This is a genomic window from Streptomyces dioscori (assembly GCF_003024195.1).
In the GTDB taxonomy this organism is placed as follows: Bacteria; Actinomycetota; Actinomycetes; order Streptomycetales; family Streptomycetaceae; genus Streptomyces; species Streptomyces dioscori.
The window spans coordinates 537,509-553,999 of the sequence record NZ_KZ679042.1 but is presented as its reverse complement, the minus strand read 5'-3'; the positions used below and the strand labels follow the sequence as shown (position 1 = coordinate 553,999).

Here is a 16,491-nt window from a genome sequence, read left to right as displayed (position 1 = left end):
GAATGTCATGTCACTCGATTCCGGTGGCACAGGTGGGACATGTCGCAACCACGACACCTGGGCGACCGCCCCGAAAGGCCCTCACCAGACCCCTGGTTCGCTCCCCACGACGGGTTCCGAGGGCCTGCCGTCCACACCGACGGGGACCTCGCCCGCGAGCATCACCCGGTGCATGACGCGCGGATGGTCGACCTGCGTGGTGTCGCTCGGGGCCAGGTGGATGGTGGCCCGGTTGTCCCAGAAGGCCACGCTCCCCGGCTCCCAGCGGAACCGCACGGTGTACTCGGGCCGTGTCGCCTGCCCCACCAGCATCTCCAGCAGAGGCGCGCTCTCCATCCGGGACAGCCCGAGGATCTGCTCGACGTAGTAGCCGTTGACGAACAGCACGCGCTCGCCCGTCTCGGGATGCACCCGCACCAGCGGATGCTCGGTGGCGATCTGCCGGTCCAGCAGATGCCGTGCGTACGCGTCCTCGCCGGGCCGGGTCTGGTAGCCGACCCCGAGGCGGTGCTCGGCACGCAGCCCGTCGAGGAAGCCGCGCAGCGGGGCCGAGAGACCGGCGTAGGCGGCGGCCAGGTTCGACCAGGTGGTGTCGCCGCCGTACGGGGGCATGGTCTCGGCGCGCAGGATCGTCGCCGCCGGCGGATCGACGCGGGCGCCGTGGTCGCAGTGCCAGCCGCGCAGCAGCGAGTGGCGGCGCCTGCGCAGCCACTCGTCGTGCTCCATGCCGTACCGCCCGCCGAGTTCCAGCCGGTCGGCCGTCGTCTCGATCTCCGGGACGCCGGCGGGTGACGCGCTGCCGCGCCTGCGCAGCCGGACCGGCTCGCCGAACCGGCGGGCGAACGCCACGTGCGAGGCGTGGTCCAGGTGCTGTCCGCGGAAGAACACCACCTTCCAGCGCAGCATCGCCGCCCGGATCTCCGCGACCACCGTGTCGTCCAGGTCCTGCGCCAGATCGACACCGCTGATCTCGGCGCCGATGTGGCCGGCGGCCGGCCTGACCTCGATCCGCGTACCTCTGTCCGTCGTCATACGGGCTCCGTTTCATGCGGATGACGTGATCGTGCGGATGACGTGATCGTGCGGATGACCTGATCGTCAGGGTGACCCTGTCACGTCCGTACGCGGAGGGCCGCGGCCCGTGCCGCCAGGGAGTCGAGCAGCAGGTCCACGGCCAGTTCGAAAGAGCTGCCTGCCATGGCGTACAGCTCGTCCCGCACCTCGCTCAGCGCCGGATAGGACTCCGGGTCGACCGACCGGTAGGCCGACGTCCACGCCTGCTCGTCGGCCTCGCGTCGCTCCCGGGGGAGCGCCTGGCACGCGGCGTCCAGGGCCGCGTGGCCGAGGACCGTGTCGATGAAGGCCAGATAGAGCCGCACGGCATGAGCGGGCGGAAAACCGGCGGACAGCAGCAGACCCACGCCGGTCTCCACGGCACGGAACTCGTTCTCCCGACGCGTGATGCGGTACGAGGCCATGGCGGCGGCCCGTGGATGGGCGAGGTATCCGTCGCGCACCCGCAGTGCCATCTCACGCAGCGAGGCCACCCAGTCGGGACCGGGCACGAACCCGGTCATGGCGTCCCCGATGATCCGGTCGGAGACGGCCAGCAGCAGTTCGTCGGTGTTGCGGAAGTAGCGGTAGAGCGCACTTGGATCGCAGCCCAGGGCCGCCCCGAGGCGGCGCACGCTCAGCGCCTCCTGACCGTGTTCGCCGATGAGGCGCAGCGCGGTCTCGGTGATCAGTTCCCTGGAGAGCAGGACACCTGCCGCGGTGGGGCGCCGCCGCCGGCGTTCCTGTGGGGCGCGGGTGGGCATGACGGGTGATTCCTCTCGCGCCGGGGGACCGCGGTACGGGCGCCACCGCTGTGCGTACCTGCCGATGGATCGCCGCAGCTTCAGTGAACGGCCGGCCGCCGCCTTATGTCAACGGCATTGACGCAAAGTGTGCGGACGCTGTTCCATCCATCGCACCCCCACACGGCTCTTCCTCCCCGTCCCTCTCCCTCCCCGTGAGGAGCCCTGATGTCTCTCACCCCAGGTCGGAACGCCCCTGGTCAGGACGCCCCAGGCCAGGCCGTCCCGGAGCGTCCGCCGACGGAACTGCGGCGCTCCCTCGGCGTGATCGACGGTGTCGCCATCGCCGCCTCCAGCACCGCGGCCACCACGAGCATCGCCATCGGCATGGGCGCCATCGGCACGATCGTCGGGCTCCAGGCCCCGGCCCTCCTGCTGCTGGCGTTCCTGCCCGTCCTCGGCATCGCCACCGCCTTCGCCCGCCTCAACCGCTCGGAGCCCAACTGCGGCAACGGCTACACCTGGGTCGGCAAGTCGCTGGGCCCCTGGCCCGGCTTCCTGGCCGGCTGGGTGACACTCGTGGGGTCGGTCATCTTCCTCGGCTACACCAGCGCGGTGACCGGCTCGGTCGTGCTGATCTTCGCCAACAAGGCGGGTCTGGACTCCCTCGCCGGGATCGCCCTCGACCCGACGTCCACCGCCGCGAGCACGGTCGTCGGTCTGGTGGTCCTCGCCGGGGTCACCGTCCTCGCGATCACCGGGGTGCGGGCCGCGACCCGGCTCCAGTTCGGCCTGCTGGTCTTCGAGTACGCCGTCCTGCTGGTCTTCTGCACCTGGGCCCTGGTCACCGGCCACCAGGACTTCTCCTGGTCGTGGTTCAACCCCTTCGAGATCGCCGGCGGCACGGCCTTCGCCCAGGGCATGGTCCTCGCGGTGTTCTTCTTCTGGGGCTGGGACGCGGCCTTCAGCGTCACCGAGGAGACCCGCAGCCCCGGCGACTCGGCCCGCGGCGGCTTCATCGCCCTGTTCGCCATGCTCGGGCTGTTCCTCTTCGCCTCGGTCGCCTTCCAGCGGGAGATGAGCCTGCCCGAACTCATCGCCAACGGCCCGCAGGCCCTCCCGTACCTGGGTGCCAAGCTCGCCGCCGAACCCTGGGCCAGCCTCCCGCTGCTCGCCCTGATGTTCTCCGCTGTCGCCTCCGTCCAGTCCTCCGTCATCCCCACCGCCCGCGGCCTGCTCGCCATGGGCCGCGACCGCACGATGGGCCCGCTGTGGACCCGCATCCACCCCAAGTACGGCACCCCCGCCGCCGGAACCGTGGTCGTCATGTCGATCGCGACCGCCATCGCCCTGCTCGCCATGGCCATCCCCAAACTGAGCGACATGCTGCTCGCCGCGGTCAACGCCATCGGCCTGGTCGTCGCCCTCTACTACGGCCTCACCGCACTCGCCTGCGCCGTCCGCTTCCGCGCCGCCCGCCGCGAGGGCCCGCGCGAGGCCCTGCTCGCCGTCGGCGTCCCGGCCGTCTCCGGGCTGATCCTGCTCGGCCTCGGCGGCTATCTCGCCTACTCCTACCTGACCATGAGCGACCACATCGAACTCAGCCCCGACAACGGCTGGTTCATGCTCTCCCTGCCCGTCACCATCGTGCTGAGCGGCCTCGTCATGGCGGCCGTCGCCAAGTACGTCCGCCGCTCCCCGTACTTCACCACCGGACGCGGCACGGACGCCGACGCCCTCTCCCTCCCCATGGACCGCACGGCCGTTTGACCCCCTTCCCCTCAGGAGCGCTGAACCCATGTCCCACCCCCAGGCCGCCGACCTCGTCCTCACCGGCGGACCCGTGCACACCGTCGACGCGGCACGCAGCCGGGCCACCGCCGTGGCCGTGCGCGACGGCCGGATCGCCGCCGTCGGCCACCACGAGGTCCACGAACTGATCGGCCGCGGCACCGAGGTCGTCGACCTCGCCGGACGACTCCTGCTGCCCGGCTTCCAGGACGCCCACGTCCACCCCCTGGGCGCGGGCACCGAACTGGGCCTGTGCCACCTCAACGACACCGTCGACCCGCGGGAGTACCTGCGGCGGGTGAAGGCCTACGCGGACGACCACCCCGACGCCGAGTGGATCACCGGCGGCGGCTGGTCCATGGAGGCCTTCCCCGGCGGTACGCCCACCGCCGCGCTGCTCGACTCGGTCGTCCCCGACCGGCCGGTGTTCCTGCCCAACCGCGACCACCACGGTGTGTGGGTCAACTCCCTCGCCCTGCGACGGGCCGGTATCGACGCCCGCACCCCCGACCCGGCCGACGGACGCATCGAGCGGGACGCCGACGGCAACCCCACCGGCATGCTCCAGGAGGGCGCGGCACACCTCGTGGGCCGCCTGCTGCCCGCCCCCACGCCCGACGAACAACTCGCCGCGCTGCTCCGGGCGCAGGCCGTGCTGCACTCGTACGGTGTCACGGCCTGGCAGGACGCCATCGTCGGCACGTACGCCAACATGATCGATCCGACGCCCGCCTATCACGCGGCGGCCGACCGCGGTCTCCTCACCGCCCGGGTCGTCGGGGCGCTGTGGTGGGACCGGGCCAGGGGCGCCGAGCAGATTCCCGAACTCGTCGCCCGCCGGGCGGAGTCGAGCCGCGGGCGGTTCCGCGCCACCAGCGTCAAGGTCATGCAGGACGGCATCGCGGAGAACCACACCGCCGCGCTGCTCGGCCCGTACCTGACCCGCTGCGGGTGCGCCTCAGACAACTCCGGGATCAGCTTCGTCGAGCCGGCCGAGCTGAAGAAGTACGTCACCGAACTCGACGCGCTCGACTTCCAGGTGCACTTCCACGCGCTCGGCGACCGGGCCGTACGGGAGGCACTGGACGCCGTGGAGGCGGCCCGCACGGCCAACGGATGGCGCGACACCCGCCACCACCTCGCACACCTCCAGGTCGTGCACCCCGACGACGTGCCGCGTTTCCGGGAGCTCGGGGCGAGTGTCAACCTGCAGGCGCTGTGGGCCGCGCACGAACCGCAGATGGACGACCTCACCATCCCGTTCCTCGGCCCCGAACGGGCCGCGTGGCAGTACCCGTTCGGGGACCTTCTGCGGGCCGGGGCGACCCTCGCCGCGGGCAGCGACTGGCCGGTCAGCAGCCCCGACCCCCTCGCCGCCATCCATGTCGCCGTCAACCGGATCGCCCCCGACGCGCCCGAGGGGACCCCTGCCTTCCTGCCCGGCCAGCGACTCGACCTGGGCGCCGCCCTCGCCGCGTACACCGCGGGCAGCGCCCACGCCAACCACCTCGACGACGTCACGGGCAGTATCGGCGTGGGCGGACTGGCCGACCTCGTGGTCCTGGACCGCGACCCCTTCGCCGGACCCCCCGAGGAGATCGCCGCCACCCGCGTCCTGCAGACCTTCGTCGACGGCCGCCGGGTGTACGCGGCGGCCGACGCGTGAGCCGGTACACGACCGGCGTGGTGGTGCCTGCCGGTTAGGCGAACTGGCCGACGCGGTAGTCCCCGGCGGGCTGCTGGACGATGACGTTCGCCCGGTTGAAGGCGTTGATGAGGGAGATCAGGAACACCAGGCCGCCCAGCTGCTGCTCGTCGTAGTGCTTGGCGGCGTTCTCCCAGGCCTCGTCCGTGACGCCGCCGGCCGCGTCGGCGATACGGGTGCCCTGCTCGGCCAGTTCCAGCGCGGCGCGCTCGGCCTCGGTGAAGACCTTGGCCTCACGCCAGGCCGCAATGAGGTTGAGCCGGGTCGCGGTCTCGCCCGCGGCGGTGGCCTCCTTGGTGTGCATGTCGGTGCAGAAACCGCAGCCGTTGATCTGGCTCGCGCGGATCTTCACCAGCTCCTGCGTCAGGGTCGGCAGCCCCGAGTCGGAGACGACCTTGCCCGCCGAGGAGAGATGCTTGACGAACGTGGCCGCGGCCGGGCTGCCCATGAGGTTCAGACGGGCTTCCATGATGTGCTCCTCTGTCGTGGTAGGGAGTTGCACAGTCATGACGCGAACGGCGCGCGCAGTGTGACATGGGGGAATGTGACGTGCGTCTCGCGTCCTTCCCCAGGGCGTCCCGGGCGCGTCAGGACACGTACGAGGCGTTCTGTGCCGTGGTCACCACCTTCTCGCCGTCGGGTCGGCTCAGGAGACCCGCCGCGACCCAGGAGGTCACGGTGTTCTGGACATGGGCGACCAGTGCGGCCTTGCCGGTGAAGGGGGCGGCGGACCAGATCTCGTCGAGGAGGGTCGTGCCGTCGCTCCGGGCCGGGTTGGTGACGCCCGAGTCGGTGGCGCCGAGGACGACCTTGGGCTCGTAACGCCGGAAGTAGGCGTGCGTGGGATCCTCGGTGCCCTCGAAGAACGGGGCGAACTCCGTGCCGTCCAGGGTGTGATGGAGCGGTTTGCCGGACACCGGGGTGAAGCTCGGCAGCAGGTCTCCGGAGAGGGCCGCGTTGCGGTGGAGCCCGAACCGGAGCTGGCTCGTGGCGCTGTTGCGGGCGACGAGGTTGACCGGACCGTAGAACAGGGCCTGGAGTCCGGGGTCGTCGGGGGTCTTCTCGACACGGGCGCGGAAGGGGATGGCGACGCGGACGACGTCACCGCTCCGCCAGGTGCGGGAGACGGCGAAGTAGGTTCCGGTGACCGGAGTCCCGCTCACCGCGGCGCCGTTGACCGTCACCTTGAAACCGCTCGTCGCCCAGGACGGCACCCGCAGCCGCAGTTCGAACGCCGCGCTGCCGCCGCCGACGGTGAGCGTGGACCCCTGCTCCCTCGGATAGTCCGTCCTCTGGGTGACGGTGACACCCTTCTCGGCCCAGGTCAGGGTGGTCGGGCTGTACAGGTTGACGTACAGCGCGCTCCCGTCCGCCTTCCTGAAGTACACCGAGTCCTGGTACTTGGTGGCGCTCTCCATGCCCGTGCCCTCGCAGCAGGTGGTGCCCTGCTTGGGCGTGTAGTCCCGGACATGGCCGGGCGTGAGACCGACGAAGTAGGTGACCAGGGGTTTTTCCGCGTCGGCCGTGTCCTGCTTCGAGCCGAGGACCTGGTTGTAGAGGGCCCGCTCGTAGTAGTCCATGTACTTCGGGTCCTGCTCGTGCAGGAACAGCAGCCGGCTGAGCTTGAGCAGGTTGTGCGCGCAGCACGTCTCGGCGCTGGTCTCGCTGATCGTCCCCGCCACGATCCCGCGGGCCCTGAAGAACTCCGCCGAACTCGTGCCGCCGATGCCGAACATCCGGTGCGGGACGACCATGCCCCAGAAGTTCTTCGCCGCGGTGAGATAGCGCGTCTCGCCCGTCGCGTCGTACAGCCGGACCAGGCCGGTGAAGATCGGGATGTGCTGGTTGGCGTGCAGCCCGTCGAGCGTGTCCGTGTTCGCGGCGCACGCGTCGATGAGCTTGTCGAGGTCGAACAGCCGGGCCAGCGCGAGGTGTTCGGCCTTGCCGGTGAACGCGTACAGGTCGACGACCGCCTCCACGATGCCCCCGAACTCGCCGCTGGAGAAGAGGGCCCACATCCGCTGAAGCGTGGCGTCGGGCAGCTTGGAGAGGCGGGAGTACATCCAGTCGCACATGCCCGCCGCCAGATCGAGCGCCCGGGCGTCGTCCGTGGCGAGGTGGGCGTCCAGCAGCCCTCTGAGGATCTTGTGCGCTGTGTAGTAGGGCGCCCACACCTTGGTGTAGTCGGAGGTGGTCCGCGTCTCCAGATCGATGAACTGCGTCTCCGGGTACGCGGCGAGGAACCCGGGGTGACTCGGGCCGCCCCAGGTCCTGCGCAGCGTGGCGGTCAGCCCGCGGCCCGACGCGTCGGTGAAGGTCCCGCCGTCGGTCTCGTCGAAGGCGTACGAGGCCAGGGTGCCGCGGCCCGCGGCGGAGGCGGCGGCACGACTGCTCTGCAGGGACGTGATCTCGGCGGCGGTCAGCGCCCGCGACCACACGTTGAACTCGTCGAAGGCGCCCGCGAACACGGGGTCGTCGAAGTTCGAACGGCCCAGCCAGTTGTTCGTGGGGGTGCCCAGCGACGACGGGTCGAGGGTCATCGAGGTGTTCCGGGCCACCTGGGCGCCGTTGACGTAGAGGGTGCCGGTGCCGCCCGAGAGCGTGACCGCGAGGTGGCTCCACCGGCCGATCGGGAGTGCGGCGGTGCCGTCGAGGCCCTGTTCCGCGCCGGGCCCGGCGGTCGTGAGGGCGAAGCGCGGTACGCCGGCTGCGTTGCGGGTGGCCAGGTACATGTACCGGGTGGTGTTGTCGCCGAAGTCGAAGACCCGGGTCCAGTCGGCGCTGTGGGTGGGCCTGACCCAGGCGGACAGGGTGATCGCGGCGGAGCCGTTCAGCACGGTGGCCGGCAGACTGACGTACTGGTAGGAGCCGCGTACGTTCTCCGCGGCGGTGCCGAACCTGCCGGCGGCGCTCAGTACGGCCGGGTCCTTGCGCAGGGCCGCGCGCACGTCGGTGAGCGCTCCGAGCATGGTCCGTATCCTGTCCGCGTACGCCTGCTCGCCGGTGCTCGCGTACGCCTGCGACAGCATGCTCAGGAAGTGGCCGGTGTAGTGGCCGCGGAGGTTGCCGTTGGCCTCGCCGTCCAGGCCCTCCCAGCCGCCCGGGGCCACCGCGCCGCCGGTGGAGAGGCCGGCGTTGGCGCGGAAGACCTGAAGCAGCCGGTTCACGTCGTAGCCGCGGCCGTGGTCGAGCATGAGCCGGCGTTTCGTGGCGAAGAGGCCCTCGCCGAGTTTCACGTCCTTGAGTTCGAACGGCCGGAGTGTCCAGGCGGCGGGTGCGGGCAGTTCCGCGGGTGCGGGCAGTGTGGCGGCCGCGGCGTGGGCGCCGCCGACGGGGTGGGGCAGCGCGGGGGTGGCGGCTGCCAGCAGGGTTGCCTGGAGGAGGGTGCGTCTGGGGAGGGCGGGTGTCATGCGTTCCTCGTCTCTGCGTGGGGGTTTGCTTCGGCGGGTGACCGGTGAAGCTCGCAGTGTTCGAAATGCCGAACCACGTCCGTGGGGTCGGCCAGAACATAGGTAGGCGAGGGGGGTGCGTCAATGCTTGTGGCGCGATTGGTTGGTGTGTGGGGTGGGGGCTTGAGGGGGTGGTGGTCGGCTGCGGGTCCGGTGGGGGCCGGTCGCGCAGTTCCCCGCGCCCCTTTGGGGCGGGGCTGCGCCCCGGCCTGTCGGGTGGCTGCGGGTTCGGTGGGGGCTGGTCGCGCAGTTCCTCGCGCCCCTGGAAGGCGGGCTGCGCCCCTGCCTTCCTCGTGGCGTCTGGGGGGTGGTCCTAAGTGGTGCTGACGTTTGTGGTGAGCAGGCGGAGCAAGTGTTTGGCTGTGGCGTCCTGTTCGGGGGTCAGGGACATCGCGTCGCCCATCGCCAGGGGGACCGTGTTCGCCCGGTCCTGGAGGCGCATCCCCGCCTCGGTGAGGTGCAGGGCGACCGAGCGCTCGTCCTCCGCCCGGCGCTCGCGCCGCAGCAGCCCGTTCGCCTCCAGGCGCTTGAGGAGCGGTGACAGGGTGCTGGACTCCAGCTGGAGGGCCGTGCCCAGGTCGCGTACGGAGATCGAGTCCTGTTCCCACAGGGCGAGCATCACCAGGTACTGCGGATAGGTCAGTCCCAGCTCGTCCAGCAGGGGGCGGTAGCGGGCGGTGACCGCCCGGGAGGCCGCGTACAGGGCGAAGCAGAGCTGGTCCTCCAGTAGGAGCGAACCCCCCTGCGGCGACGCGGACGCAGCCCCCTGCGTCGATTCGGCTCCGGCGGTGCTCACGGCGTACCTCCGTACTCGGTGATCTGCCTCGATCTGCCTCGGTGATCCCCACCCTATCGCCGAGCGTGCCATCGAGTCTCCCCGATCGTATCGCGCCCTAATGAGTTGTGCACGACTGAGTCGTGAGCTACTGTTCTGGTCATGCCCCCGCTCCCGGCGAAGCCCGCGAGGAGCGTGCCCACGGCACCAGATCCGAGGAGATCGTCATGACCGACACAACCGGTGTCCGCCCCGTCCTGGAGCCCGCCGCCGCGGCCTTCGTCCAGGCGACCGCCAACCCGCCCTACCTGTTCGACCTCGGCCCGGCCGAGGGCCGCAAGGCCGTCGACGAGGTCCAGTCGGGCGAGATCGCCAAGCCGGCGACCGATGAGGAATGGATCACCGTCCCCGGCGGCCCCACCGGCGAGGTCCGCACCCGGATCGTGCGCCCCGCGGGAGCGACCGGCACCCTCCCGGTCATCGTCTACATCCACGGCGCAGGCTGGGTCTTCGGCAACGCCCACACCCACGACCGCCTGGTGCGCGAACTGGCCGTCGGCGCGAACGCAGCGGTCGTCTTCCCCGAGTACGACCTCTCGCCCGAGGCGCGCTACCCCGTCGCCATCGAGCAGAACTACACCGTCGCCCAGTGGGTCGCCACCACCGGCGCCGACCACGGCCTCGACGCCTCCCGCGTCGCGGTGGTGGGCGACTCCGTCGGCGGCAACATGGCCGCCGCCCTCACCCTCATGGCCAAGGAGCGCGGCGACGTCGCGCTCGTCCAGCAGGTGCTGTTCTACCCGGTCACCGACGCCTCCTTCGACACCGGCTCCTACCACCAGTTCGCCGAGGGCTACTTCCTGCGCCGCGACGGCATGCAGTGGTTCTGGGACCAGTACACGACCGACGAGAAGCAGCGCGCCGAGATCACCGCTTCCCCGCTGCGCGCCACCACCGAGCAGCTCACCGGACTGCCGCCGGCCCTCGTCGTCACCGGCGAGGCCGACGTCCTGCGCGACGAGGGCGAGGCCTACGCCAACAAGCTGCGCGAGGCCGGCGTGCCCGTCACCGCGGTCCGCTACCAGGGCATCATCCACGACTTCGTGATGCTCAACGCCCTGCGCGAGACCCACGCCGCCGAGGCCGCCATCAGCCAGGCGATCGCCGTGCTCAAGGGCGCCCTGGCCACCGGCTGACCGGACGGTCGCCGGAGACAGCCCGGTCCTCCCCCTCCCGTTTCACGCACGCGGGAGGGGAAGGACCGGGCCGTTCGCGGTCACGGGGCGTCCCGGCCGGCCGGGCATCGGGGGAGCGCGGGCTGTGTACGGTCCGGATGTTCGGGTAGGGCCGACATGAACGACCCCTGTCCTGGCCGGAGTCGACCGAGAGAACTGAAAGAGAAGTGCGTGTGACCACTCCCGTGCCGGATCGCCCGCAGCGAGCCGGCCACCCACCGGACACGCTCGCCGATCACGTCTTCGACGCGGTGGAGAGCCTGGTGACGCTGTGGTTCGGGGCGGCGGCCGACGCCCCGCCCCGGCTGCCCACCCGGCAACTGCTCGCGCTGCAGACCGTCCGAAGACTGCCGGAACTCAACCTCACCGCCCTCGCCGAGCACCTGGGCATCGCGCTGCCCACCGCGAGCCGACTGTGCGGCCGCCTCGAAGCCGCCGGACTGCTGCGGCGGACGGTACAGCCGCACAGCCGCCGCGAGGTGCAGCTCGTGGTCACCTCGCAGGGGCGGCGGCTCCTGGCCGACGTCACCGAGCACCGCTCCCTGAGCCTCACCGGTGTCCTCGCGGTGATGACCCCGGGGGAGCGGGCCTCTCTGCAACAGGGCCTGCGCGCCTTCCACCGGGCCCACACCCTCGTACGCCCGCAGCCGCCACGGCCGAGCTGAGGCGGCCCGGTCGGGACGGTCCCGGCGGGGCAGCTCAGAAAGCCAGCCGGGTGGGGGTCTTCGCCAGCTCCGCCGCCCGGCTGTGCAGATGGCACAGCAGCAGACACACGTCGTCGTCCCGCTCGGAATCGGCCAGCAGCGGATGCAGCAGACTGTCGGCCGAGGCGTCCAGATCGGCGTCGAGGTCCGCGGAACGGAAGGTGCCGAGCGCCGCCGCGAGCCGCTCGATGCCCGGGTCGATGCCCTGGGCGCGGCGCTCGACCAGTCCGTCCGTGTAGAGCGCCAGGGTCGAACCGGGCGTGAGGGTCACGGTGTGGTCCTGGATCACCTGCTGCAGCGGGATGCCGAGCATCGCACCGGGCTTCGCGTCGAGCGTGTGCACCTGTCCGTCGGGGGTCCGCAGCACGGGCGGCGGATGGCCCGCCGCGGCCCAGGTGAGGGTCGGGTCGTCGGGGTGGAAGCGGGCGATGACGGCGGTGGCGTACAGCTCGGGCTGCAGGTGGTGCAGGAAGATGTGCAGCTTGGTGAGGAGCTGGCCGGGGGTGCCGCCGTCGACGGCGTACGCGCGCAGCGCCGTGCGCAGCTGGCTCATCATGACGGCGGCGTGCAGTCCGTGCCCGGTCACGTCGCCGATGACGGTGATGAGGCTGCCGTCGGGCTGGCGGAACGCGTCGTACCAGTCGCCGCCGATGTTCAGTCCGTGGGTGGCCGGCAGATAGCGCGCGGCCAGATGCAGTCCCGGGGTGGTGGGCAGATCCGTGAGCAGGGCCCGCTGCAGGGTCTCGGCGATGTCCCGGTTGTGCTCGAAGCGCCGGGCGTTGTCGATCGCCACACCGGCCCGGCGGGTGAGTTCGATCAGCATGACGACGTCGTCGGCGTCCCACCGGGCGGCCGGCGGCGTGAGGATCAAAACCCCTTGCGGTGTCCGTCTGGTCCCCAGCGGAATGCACAGCAGGGGCGCCGCGGGAAGCGGCGCCGCGGAGGGGTGGTCGTCGACACCGGGGAGGTCGCCGGGATGATCGGCGGCGTACTGCGGGCGCCCGGTGCGGGCAGCGACCACGGCGGCGGCCGGACGTGGCGCGTTCACGCGATCCTCGTCGTCCGCGTCGAAGAGCCATACGTCGACACTGCCGGCGTACTCCGGAACCAGCAGGCTCTCCAGCCGGCGGACGACCTCGTCGTGGTTGAGCGAGGCCGTCAGTACCGCGCTCGCGTCGGCCAGGAACGTCAGTCTGCGGCGGGCGGCCTCCGCCTCACCGCGCGCCTTCCGCTCGGCGGCCAGGAGGTCCAGCTGGGCCTGGCCGGCCGCGTCCAGCTCCGCGTGCAGGGCCAGTACGCCCTGATTCGTCTGCTCCAGTTCCTCCCGGTGGAAGGTGACCAGGTCCTCCTGCTCGCCGAGCCGCTCCAGCACCAGGGCCGTGTCCTCGTCGGCGCCCAGCAGCGCATCGGCCAGGGTCTCCTGGTCGTCCGCCACGGGTTCGGCGTCCGCCGCGGGCACGCCCTCGCCGCAGGCGACCGTCATGTGCCACGGCGGCCGTCCCTCGTCGTCCGTGTCGTCGCACGAGGTCACGACGGCCCGCAGCAGACCGTCCTCGGGCGGGTCCGTGGCCGCCCGCAGATCGAGTCGCCAGGTGCCGCCCCGTGTGAGGCACTGCCGCAGCTCCGCGCCGAGTGCGGCCGTCAGACGGGCCCGCTCCATGCCGGACACCCCGTGCGCGGCGGCCAGGCGTGCCGTGTCGACACGGGCCCGTGCGGCGTCGGGGGCGGTGGAGATGTGCCAGGTACGAATCATGGTGTGCGGTCCGACGGGGGTGGGGCCCGGTGCGGCGACGGCGGTGTCGTCCCCCACGGGCCGGGCGGAACTGCTCGCGTCGCGCGCCGGCAGGGCGGCGATCACAGCAGGGTGGAAGGTCGTGAGGTCCGCGTCCGGGGATGGCTCCCGGCGGGCGCCCGGCCCAGCACTGCTCAATGTCCTTGCCTTGGTCAAAGGTTGTCACACGACAACTGTCGTACGTGACTGTGCCCCGCCGTCCCCCGAGGGCGGAGCGTGTGTCGGGGTTCAGGCGGAGTCGCTGCCCTGCTGCTTGTCCACGAGCGCGAGCGAGTCCTCGACGTTGTTGGACACGGGCACGGTGATGCTCACCCCGGTGAGGTCGAGGATCCGCCGCACGGGCGGGGTCGGCGCGATGATGTGCACGCTCCCGTCGAGCTCCCGCGTCTGCTGGTACGCCCTGATGATGATGTTCATACCGGACGAGTCCATGAAGGGAACGGCCGCGAGGTCCAGCAGGAAGTGACGACGACCGTGCTGGAACTGGTTCGCCAGATGGTGCTGGAGTCCCGTCGCGGTGTCGATGTCCAGATGTCCCTCGACCGTGAGCAGCACGACGTCCTCGCGAGGCAGGGAGACCTCTACGGACAACGGGTTCTGGGCTATGGACACAAGTACCTCCCACAAAGTCATGACGGTCTGGGGCAGCTACCCCCGTACGCGCATTCGATGCCGTCGACGACGGCACACACGACGTGATCAAGCTCTCGTCGGCGTTTTTCCGAGGCACGCGCAGGCAGTGGCCTCACCAGCGGGTCTGTGTCTCTCGTCGCACATGCCCGCGCGTCTACCCCGCCTGCGCCCCCGCATGCGGATCGTTTTCGTTCATGGTCGCCGAAGGGACTACGACACGCGGATGCCCACGATGCAGGTGTCGTCGTCGGTGTCCGACCTGCTGTAGGTGAGGAGCCGGTCCAACTGCTGGTCGAGTGTGCACGGCGCGGTGCGGACCGTCGTGAGCAGTTGCGTCATGGACTCCTCCATCGTGCGGTCCCGCCGCTCGATCAGGCCGTCCGTGTACATCAACAGCGTGTCGTCGGCCGCCAGTTGCACCTCGTCCTCGGCGTACGCCACATCGGGCACGGCACCCAGCAGCAGGCCCTTGAGGAGCGGCAGGGACACCGCTTCGGCGTCCCGCACCAGTACGGGCGGCAGATGACCGGCCCTGGCCCAGCGCAGCGTCCGGCTGTCCGGGTCGTAGATGCCGCAGACCGCGGTGGCGGTGATGGAGCCCGTGAGATGGTGCGCCACGCTGTTGAGCCAGGTCAGCAGCTGGCCGGGGCCCGCCCCGGTCACCGCGAGCCCGCGCAGGGCGTTGCGCAGCACGACCATGCTCGTCGCGGCCTCTATGCCGTGCCCGGCCACGTCACCCACGCACAGCAGCACCAGACCGGACGGCAGCACGACCGCGTCGTACCAGTCGCCGCCCACGAGCTGTTCGGTCTCGGCGGGCCGGTAGCGGACGGCCACGTCGAGCCGGGGGGCCTGCAGCGGTGCCTGGGTCGGGGGCATGATGGCGTGCTGCAACTGCAGCGTCAGCCGGTTGCGTTCGGTCGCCTGCTGCTCGGTGTGGGCGAGCTGGTCACGCGTGGCGGCCAGCGCGACCTCCGTCCAGTGCTGGGCCGAGATGTCCTGGTAGGCCCCGCGCAGGACGAACGGCCGGCCGTCGGCGTCGAGCACCGGCTCCGCCACCACGCGGATGTGGCGGGTCACCTCGTCGGGACGCTGGAGCCGGAAGGCCGCGGCGGCCGGGCGGCGGTGGTGGAGCAGGGTGCGCAGGAAACGGCCGATGGCGACGGCGTCGTCCGGGTGGGCGTGCAGGGCCAGCTCCTCCAGCGGCACGGGACCGCTCGCCGGCGATCTGCCGTACAGACTGAAGAGCTGGCCGTTCCAGGTGATCTCGCCCGTGAGCAGGTTCTCCTCGAAGCCGCCGATGCGGCCCAGGCGCTGGGCGTGCTGGAGCAGGCTCGCCAGCCGTGCCGTCTCGTCCTCGATACGCCAGATCAGCAGCACGCTGCTGCCGTGGCGGCTGATGCTGATGTCGGCCACGGTCGCCAGCGTCACCTGGTCGACCAGGGCCGTGAGGTTCATCCGCTGGGCGCGGAACGGCTCCCCGGTGGCGTAGACGCGCTCGACCCGCTGGAACAGTTCGCTCTCCCCGGCGGCCATCGGGTAGGCCTCAAGGAGCAGGGAGCCGCTGATGAGGCCGCGCGGCCGGCCGGCCGGATCCAGGAAACGGCTGTTGACGTGATGGATGTGGAAGTCGACGAGATGTCCGTCGTCGACGTAGGGGACGAGGACCAGCGCGGGATCGTGCAGTCCGTCGGCCAGGTCCACCAGTTCGGCGGCGTCCGGCAGGACACGGGGCTCACTGACGGTGTCGCCGCCGTGCACGAACGCGTACGTCTCCAGGGTGTGGGCGCACAGTTCCGCCAGCGCCTCGACCTGGCGGATCACCTGGGGCGACTGCGGTTCCAGGGGAGTGGGCCAGACGACTTCGAGGACACCGTGGACCCGTCCGCCGGTGCCGGCGGGCAGGGCGGCCCTCCCTCCGTCGGGGTAGTGGTGCTGGCCGACGGAGGGGAGGCCGGTCTCCGCGAGGGAGCCGATCCACTGTCCCGTGCGCGCGGTGAGACTCGTACGGGCCACCGTCACCACCCCGGGGGGCACATAGCGCCAGCGCCCGGCCTCCGCGGGGGAGAACCCGGCGCTGCCCGCGAGCGTCAGCGAACCGTCGGTCCCGGCGGTCCAGATGGCCACACCCACCGCGCCGAGCGGGGTCAGCGCGTGCTGGAGGAGCGAGTCCGCGACGGCCTGCGTGTCGGGAGCCGCCAGCGCGCCGCTCTCGGCCTCCCGCAGCCGGACCGCGGCGGAGCGCTCGCTCCCCGCGCGCGGGGCCGACGGGCTCTCGTCGCCCTTCGCCCCGGCGAGGAAGGCGCCGGTCACGTCCGACAGCCGGTCGCGGGCGGACTGGTTGATGACGTCGACGGCGAGTTCGAGCGGTGTCACCTTCGCCTGTTCGGCCAGCTCGGCGAGCTGGCGGGCGGCCTGGGCCGGACCGCAGCCCAGCCGCTCGACCAGGATGCCCTTGGCGAGTTCGATCAGGGCCCGCCCGTCGGCCTCGGCCTGGGCGGCCCGCACCTCGCGGCGCAGCCGTTCCACCGTCGCGGCCAGCCTGCCCACGGGGTAGTTGGTGGTGAGGGCGCTCTGCTCGTCCACCGGTACGTCCGCGCGTACCTCTACG

Annotated in this window: 12 protein-coding genes; 4 read left to right on the top strand and 8 right to left on the bottom strand. The window is 71.5% G+C overall.

Annotated features, from left to right (window positions below; translation table 11 throughout):
• Window positions 1-81: 81 nt before the first annotated feature.
• Both C6Y14_RS16210 and C6Y14_RS16205 read right to left on the bottom strand, forming a co-directional pair.
• A complete protein-coding gene (locus tag C6Y14_RS16210) occupies window positions 82-1,032 on the bottom strand; it encodes a TauD/TfdA dioxygenase family protein (RefSeq protein WP_107017357.1) in 951 nt (316 codons plus the stop codon).
• Window positions 1,033-1,112: 80 nt separating this feature from the next.
• Window positions 1,113-1,817, bottom strand: a complete 705-nt coding sequence (locus C6Y14_RS16205; protein WP_107017356.1) for a TetR/AcrR family transcriptional regulator — start codon at window positions 1,815-1,817, stop codon at window positions 1,113-1,115.
• A gap of 207 nt (window positions 1,818-2,024) precedes the next feature.
• Between C6Y14_RS16205 and C6Y14_RS16200 the strand changes: the two genes are divergently transcribed.
• Together C6Y14_RS16200 and C6Y14_RS16195 are read left to right on the top strand one after the other, a co-directional pair.
• Entirely contained in the window at window positions 2,025-3,566 is a 1,542-nt protein-coding gene (locus tag C6Y14_RS16200) for an APC family permease (protein WP_107017355.1), read from the top strand.
• Between the two features lie 28 nt (window positions 3,567-3,594).
• Window positions 3,595-5,253 carry an amidohydrolase gene (locus C6Y14_RS16195; protein WP_107017354.1) on the top strand — a complete coding sequence of 553 codons (1,659 nt, stop codon included), beginning with the start codon at window positions 3,595-3,597 and terminating at the stop codon, window positions 5,251-5,253.
• Between the two features lie 34 nt (window positions 5,254-5,287).
• On the opposite strand, the gene C6Y14_RS16190 is transcribed toward C6Y14_RS16195, so the two are convergent.
• The 3 genes from C6Y14_RS16190 to C6Y14_RS16180 all read right to left on the bottom strand — a co-directional run bounded on the left by C6Y14_RS16190 (window position 5,288) and on the right by C6Y14_RS16180 (window position 9,537).
• Complete coding sequence (locus tag C6Y14_RS16190) at window positions 5,288-5,761, bottom strand: carboxymuconolactone decarboxylase family protein (RefSeq protein WP_107017353.1); 474 nt, start codon at window positions 5,759-5,761, stop codon at window positions 5,288-5,290.
• Window positions 5,762-5,879: 118 nt separating this feature from the next.
• Window positions 5,880-8,702, bottom strand: coding sequence for a beta-L-arabinofuranosidase domain-containing protein (locus C6Y14_RS16185; protein ID WP_107017352.1), 2,823 nt, complete (start codon window positions 8,700-8,702; stop codon window positions 5,880-5,882).
• Between the two features lie 352 nt (window positions 8,703-9,054).
• Window positions 9,055-9,537 carry a MarR family winged helix-turn-helix transcriptional regulator gene (locus tag C6Y14_RS16180; protein WP_225891113.1) on the bottom strand — a complete coding sequence of 161 codons (483 nt, stop codon included), beginning with the start codon at window positions 9,535-9,537 and terminating at the stop codon, window positions 9,055-9,057.
• 206 nt (window positions 9,538-9,743) lie between these two features.
• Between C6Y14_RS16180 and C6Y14_RS16175 the strand changes: the two genes are divergently transcribed.
• Together C6Y14_RS16175 and C6Y14_RS16170 are read left to right on the top strand one after the other, a co-directional pair.
• Window positions 9,744-10,712, top strand: a complete 969-nt coding sequence (locus tag C6Y14_RS16175; protein WP_107017350.1) for an alpha/beta hydrolase — start codon at window positions 9,744-9,746, stop codon at window positions 10,710-10,712.
• A gap of 212 nt (window positions 10,713-10,924) precedes the next feature.
• Window positions 10,925-11,416 carry a MarR family winged helix-turn-helix transcriptional regulator gene (locus tag C6Y14_RS16170; RefSeq protein WP_225891112.1) on the top strand — a complete coding sequence of 164 codons (492 nt, stop codon included), beginning with the start codon at window positions 10,925-10,927 and terminating at the stop codon, window positions 11,414-11,416.
• Window positions 11,417-11,450: 34 nt separating this feature from the next.
• Here the strand turns inward: C6Y14_RS16170 and C6Y14_RS16165 are convergent, their stop codons facing one another.
• The 3 genes from C6Y14_RS16165 to C6Y14_RS16155 form a co-directional block, all read right to left on the bottom strand.
• Window positions 11,451-13,208, bottom strand: coding sequence for a PP2C family protein-serine/threonine phosphatase (locus C6Y14_RS16165; protein ID WP_107017419.1), 1,758 nt, complete (start codon window positions 13,206-13,208; stop codon window positions 11,451-11,453).
• Between the two features lie 267 nt (window positions 13,209-13,475).
• Window positions 13,476-13,859, bottom strand: coding sequence for an STAS domain-containing protein (locus C6Y14_RS16160; protein ID WP_107017349.1), 384 nt, complete (start codon window positions 13,857-13,859; stop codon window positions 13,476-13,478).
• Window positions 13,860-14,090: 231 nt separating this feature from the next.
• Window positions 14,091-16,466, bottom strand: a complete 2,376-nt coding sequence (locus tag C6Y14_RS16155) for a SpoIIE family protein phosphatase (protein WP_199854755.1) — start codon at window positions 16,464-16,466, stop codon at window positions 14,091-14,093.
• Window positions 16,467-16,491: the final 25 nt, after the last annotated feature.

Coding starts and splice junctions, on each gene's coding strand:
- C6Y14_RS16210 (WP_107017357.1), bottom strand. CDS start 1,032: ATGACGACGGACAGAGGTACGCGGATCGAGGTCAGGCCGGCCGCCGGC.
- C6Y14_RS16205 (WP_107017356.1), bottom strand. CDS start 1,817: ATGCCCACCCGCGCCCCACAGGAACGCCGGCGGCGGCGCCCCACCGCG.
- C6Y14_RS16200 (WP_107017355.1), top strand. CDS start 2,025: ATGTCTCTCACCCCAGGTCGGAACGCCCCTGGTCAGGACGCCCCAGGC.
- C6Y14_RS16195 (WP_107017354.1), top strand. CDS start 3,595: ATGTCCCACCCCCAGGCCGCCGACCTCGTCCTCACCGGCGGACCCGTG.
- C6Y14_RS16190 (WP_107017353.1), bottom strand. CDS start 5,761: ATGGAAGCCCGTCTGAACCTCATGGGCAGCCCGGCCGCGGCCACGTTC.
- C6Y14_RS16185 (WP_107017352.1), bottom strand. CDS start 8,702: ATGACACCCGCCCTCCCCAGACGCACCCTCCTCCAGGCAACCCTGCTG.
- C6Y14_RS16175 (WP_107017350.1), top strand. CDS start 9,744: ATGACCGACACAACCGGTGTCCGCCCCGTCCTGGAGCCCGCCGCCGCG.
- C6Y14_RS16165 (WP_107017419.1), bottom strand. CDS start 13,208: ATGATTCGTACCTGGCACATCTCCACCGCCCCCGACGCCGCACGGGCC.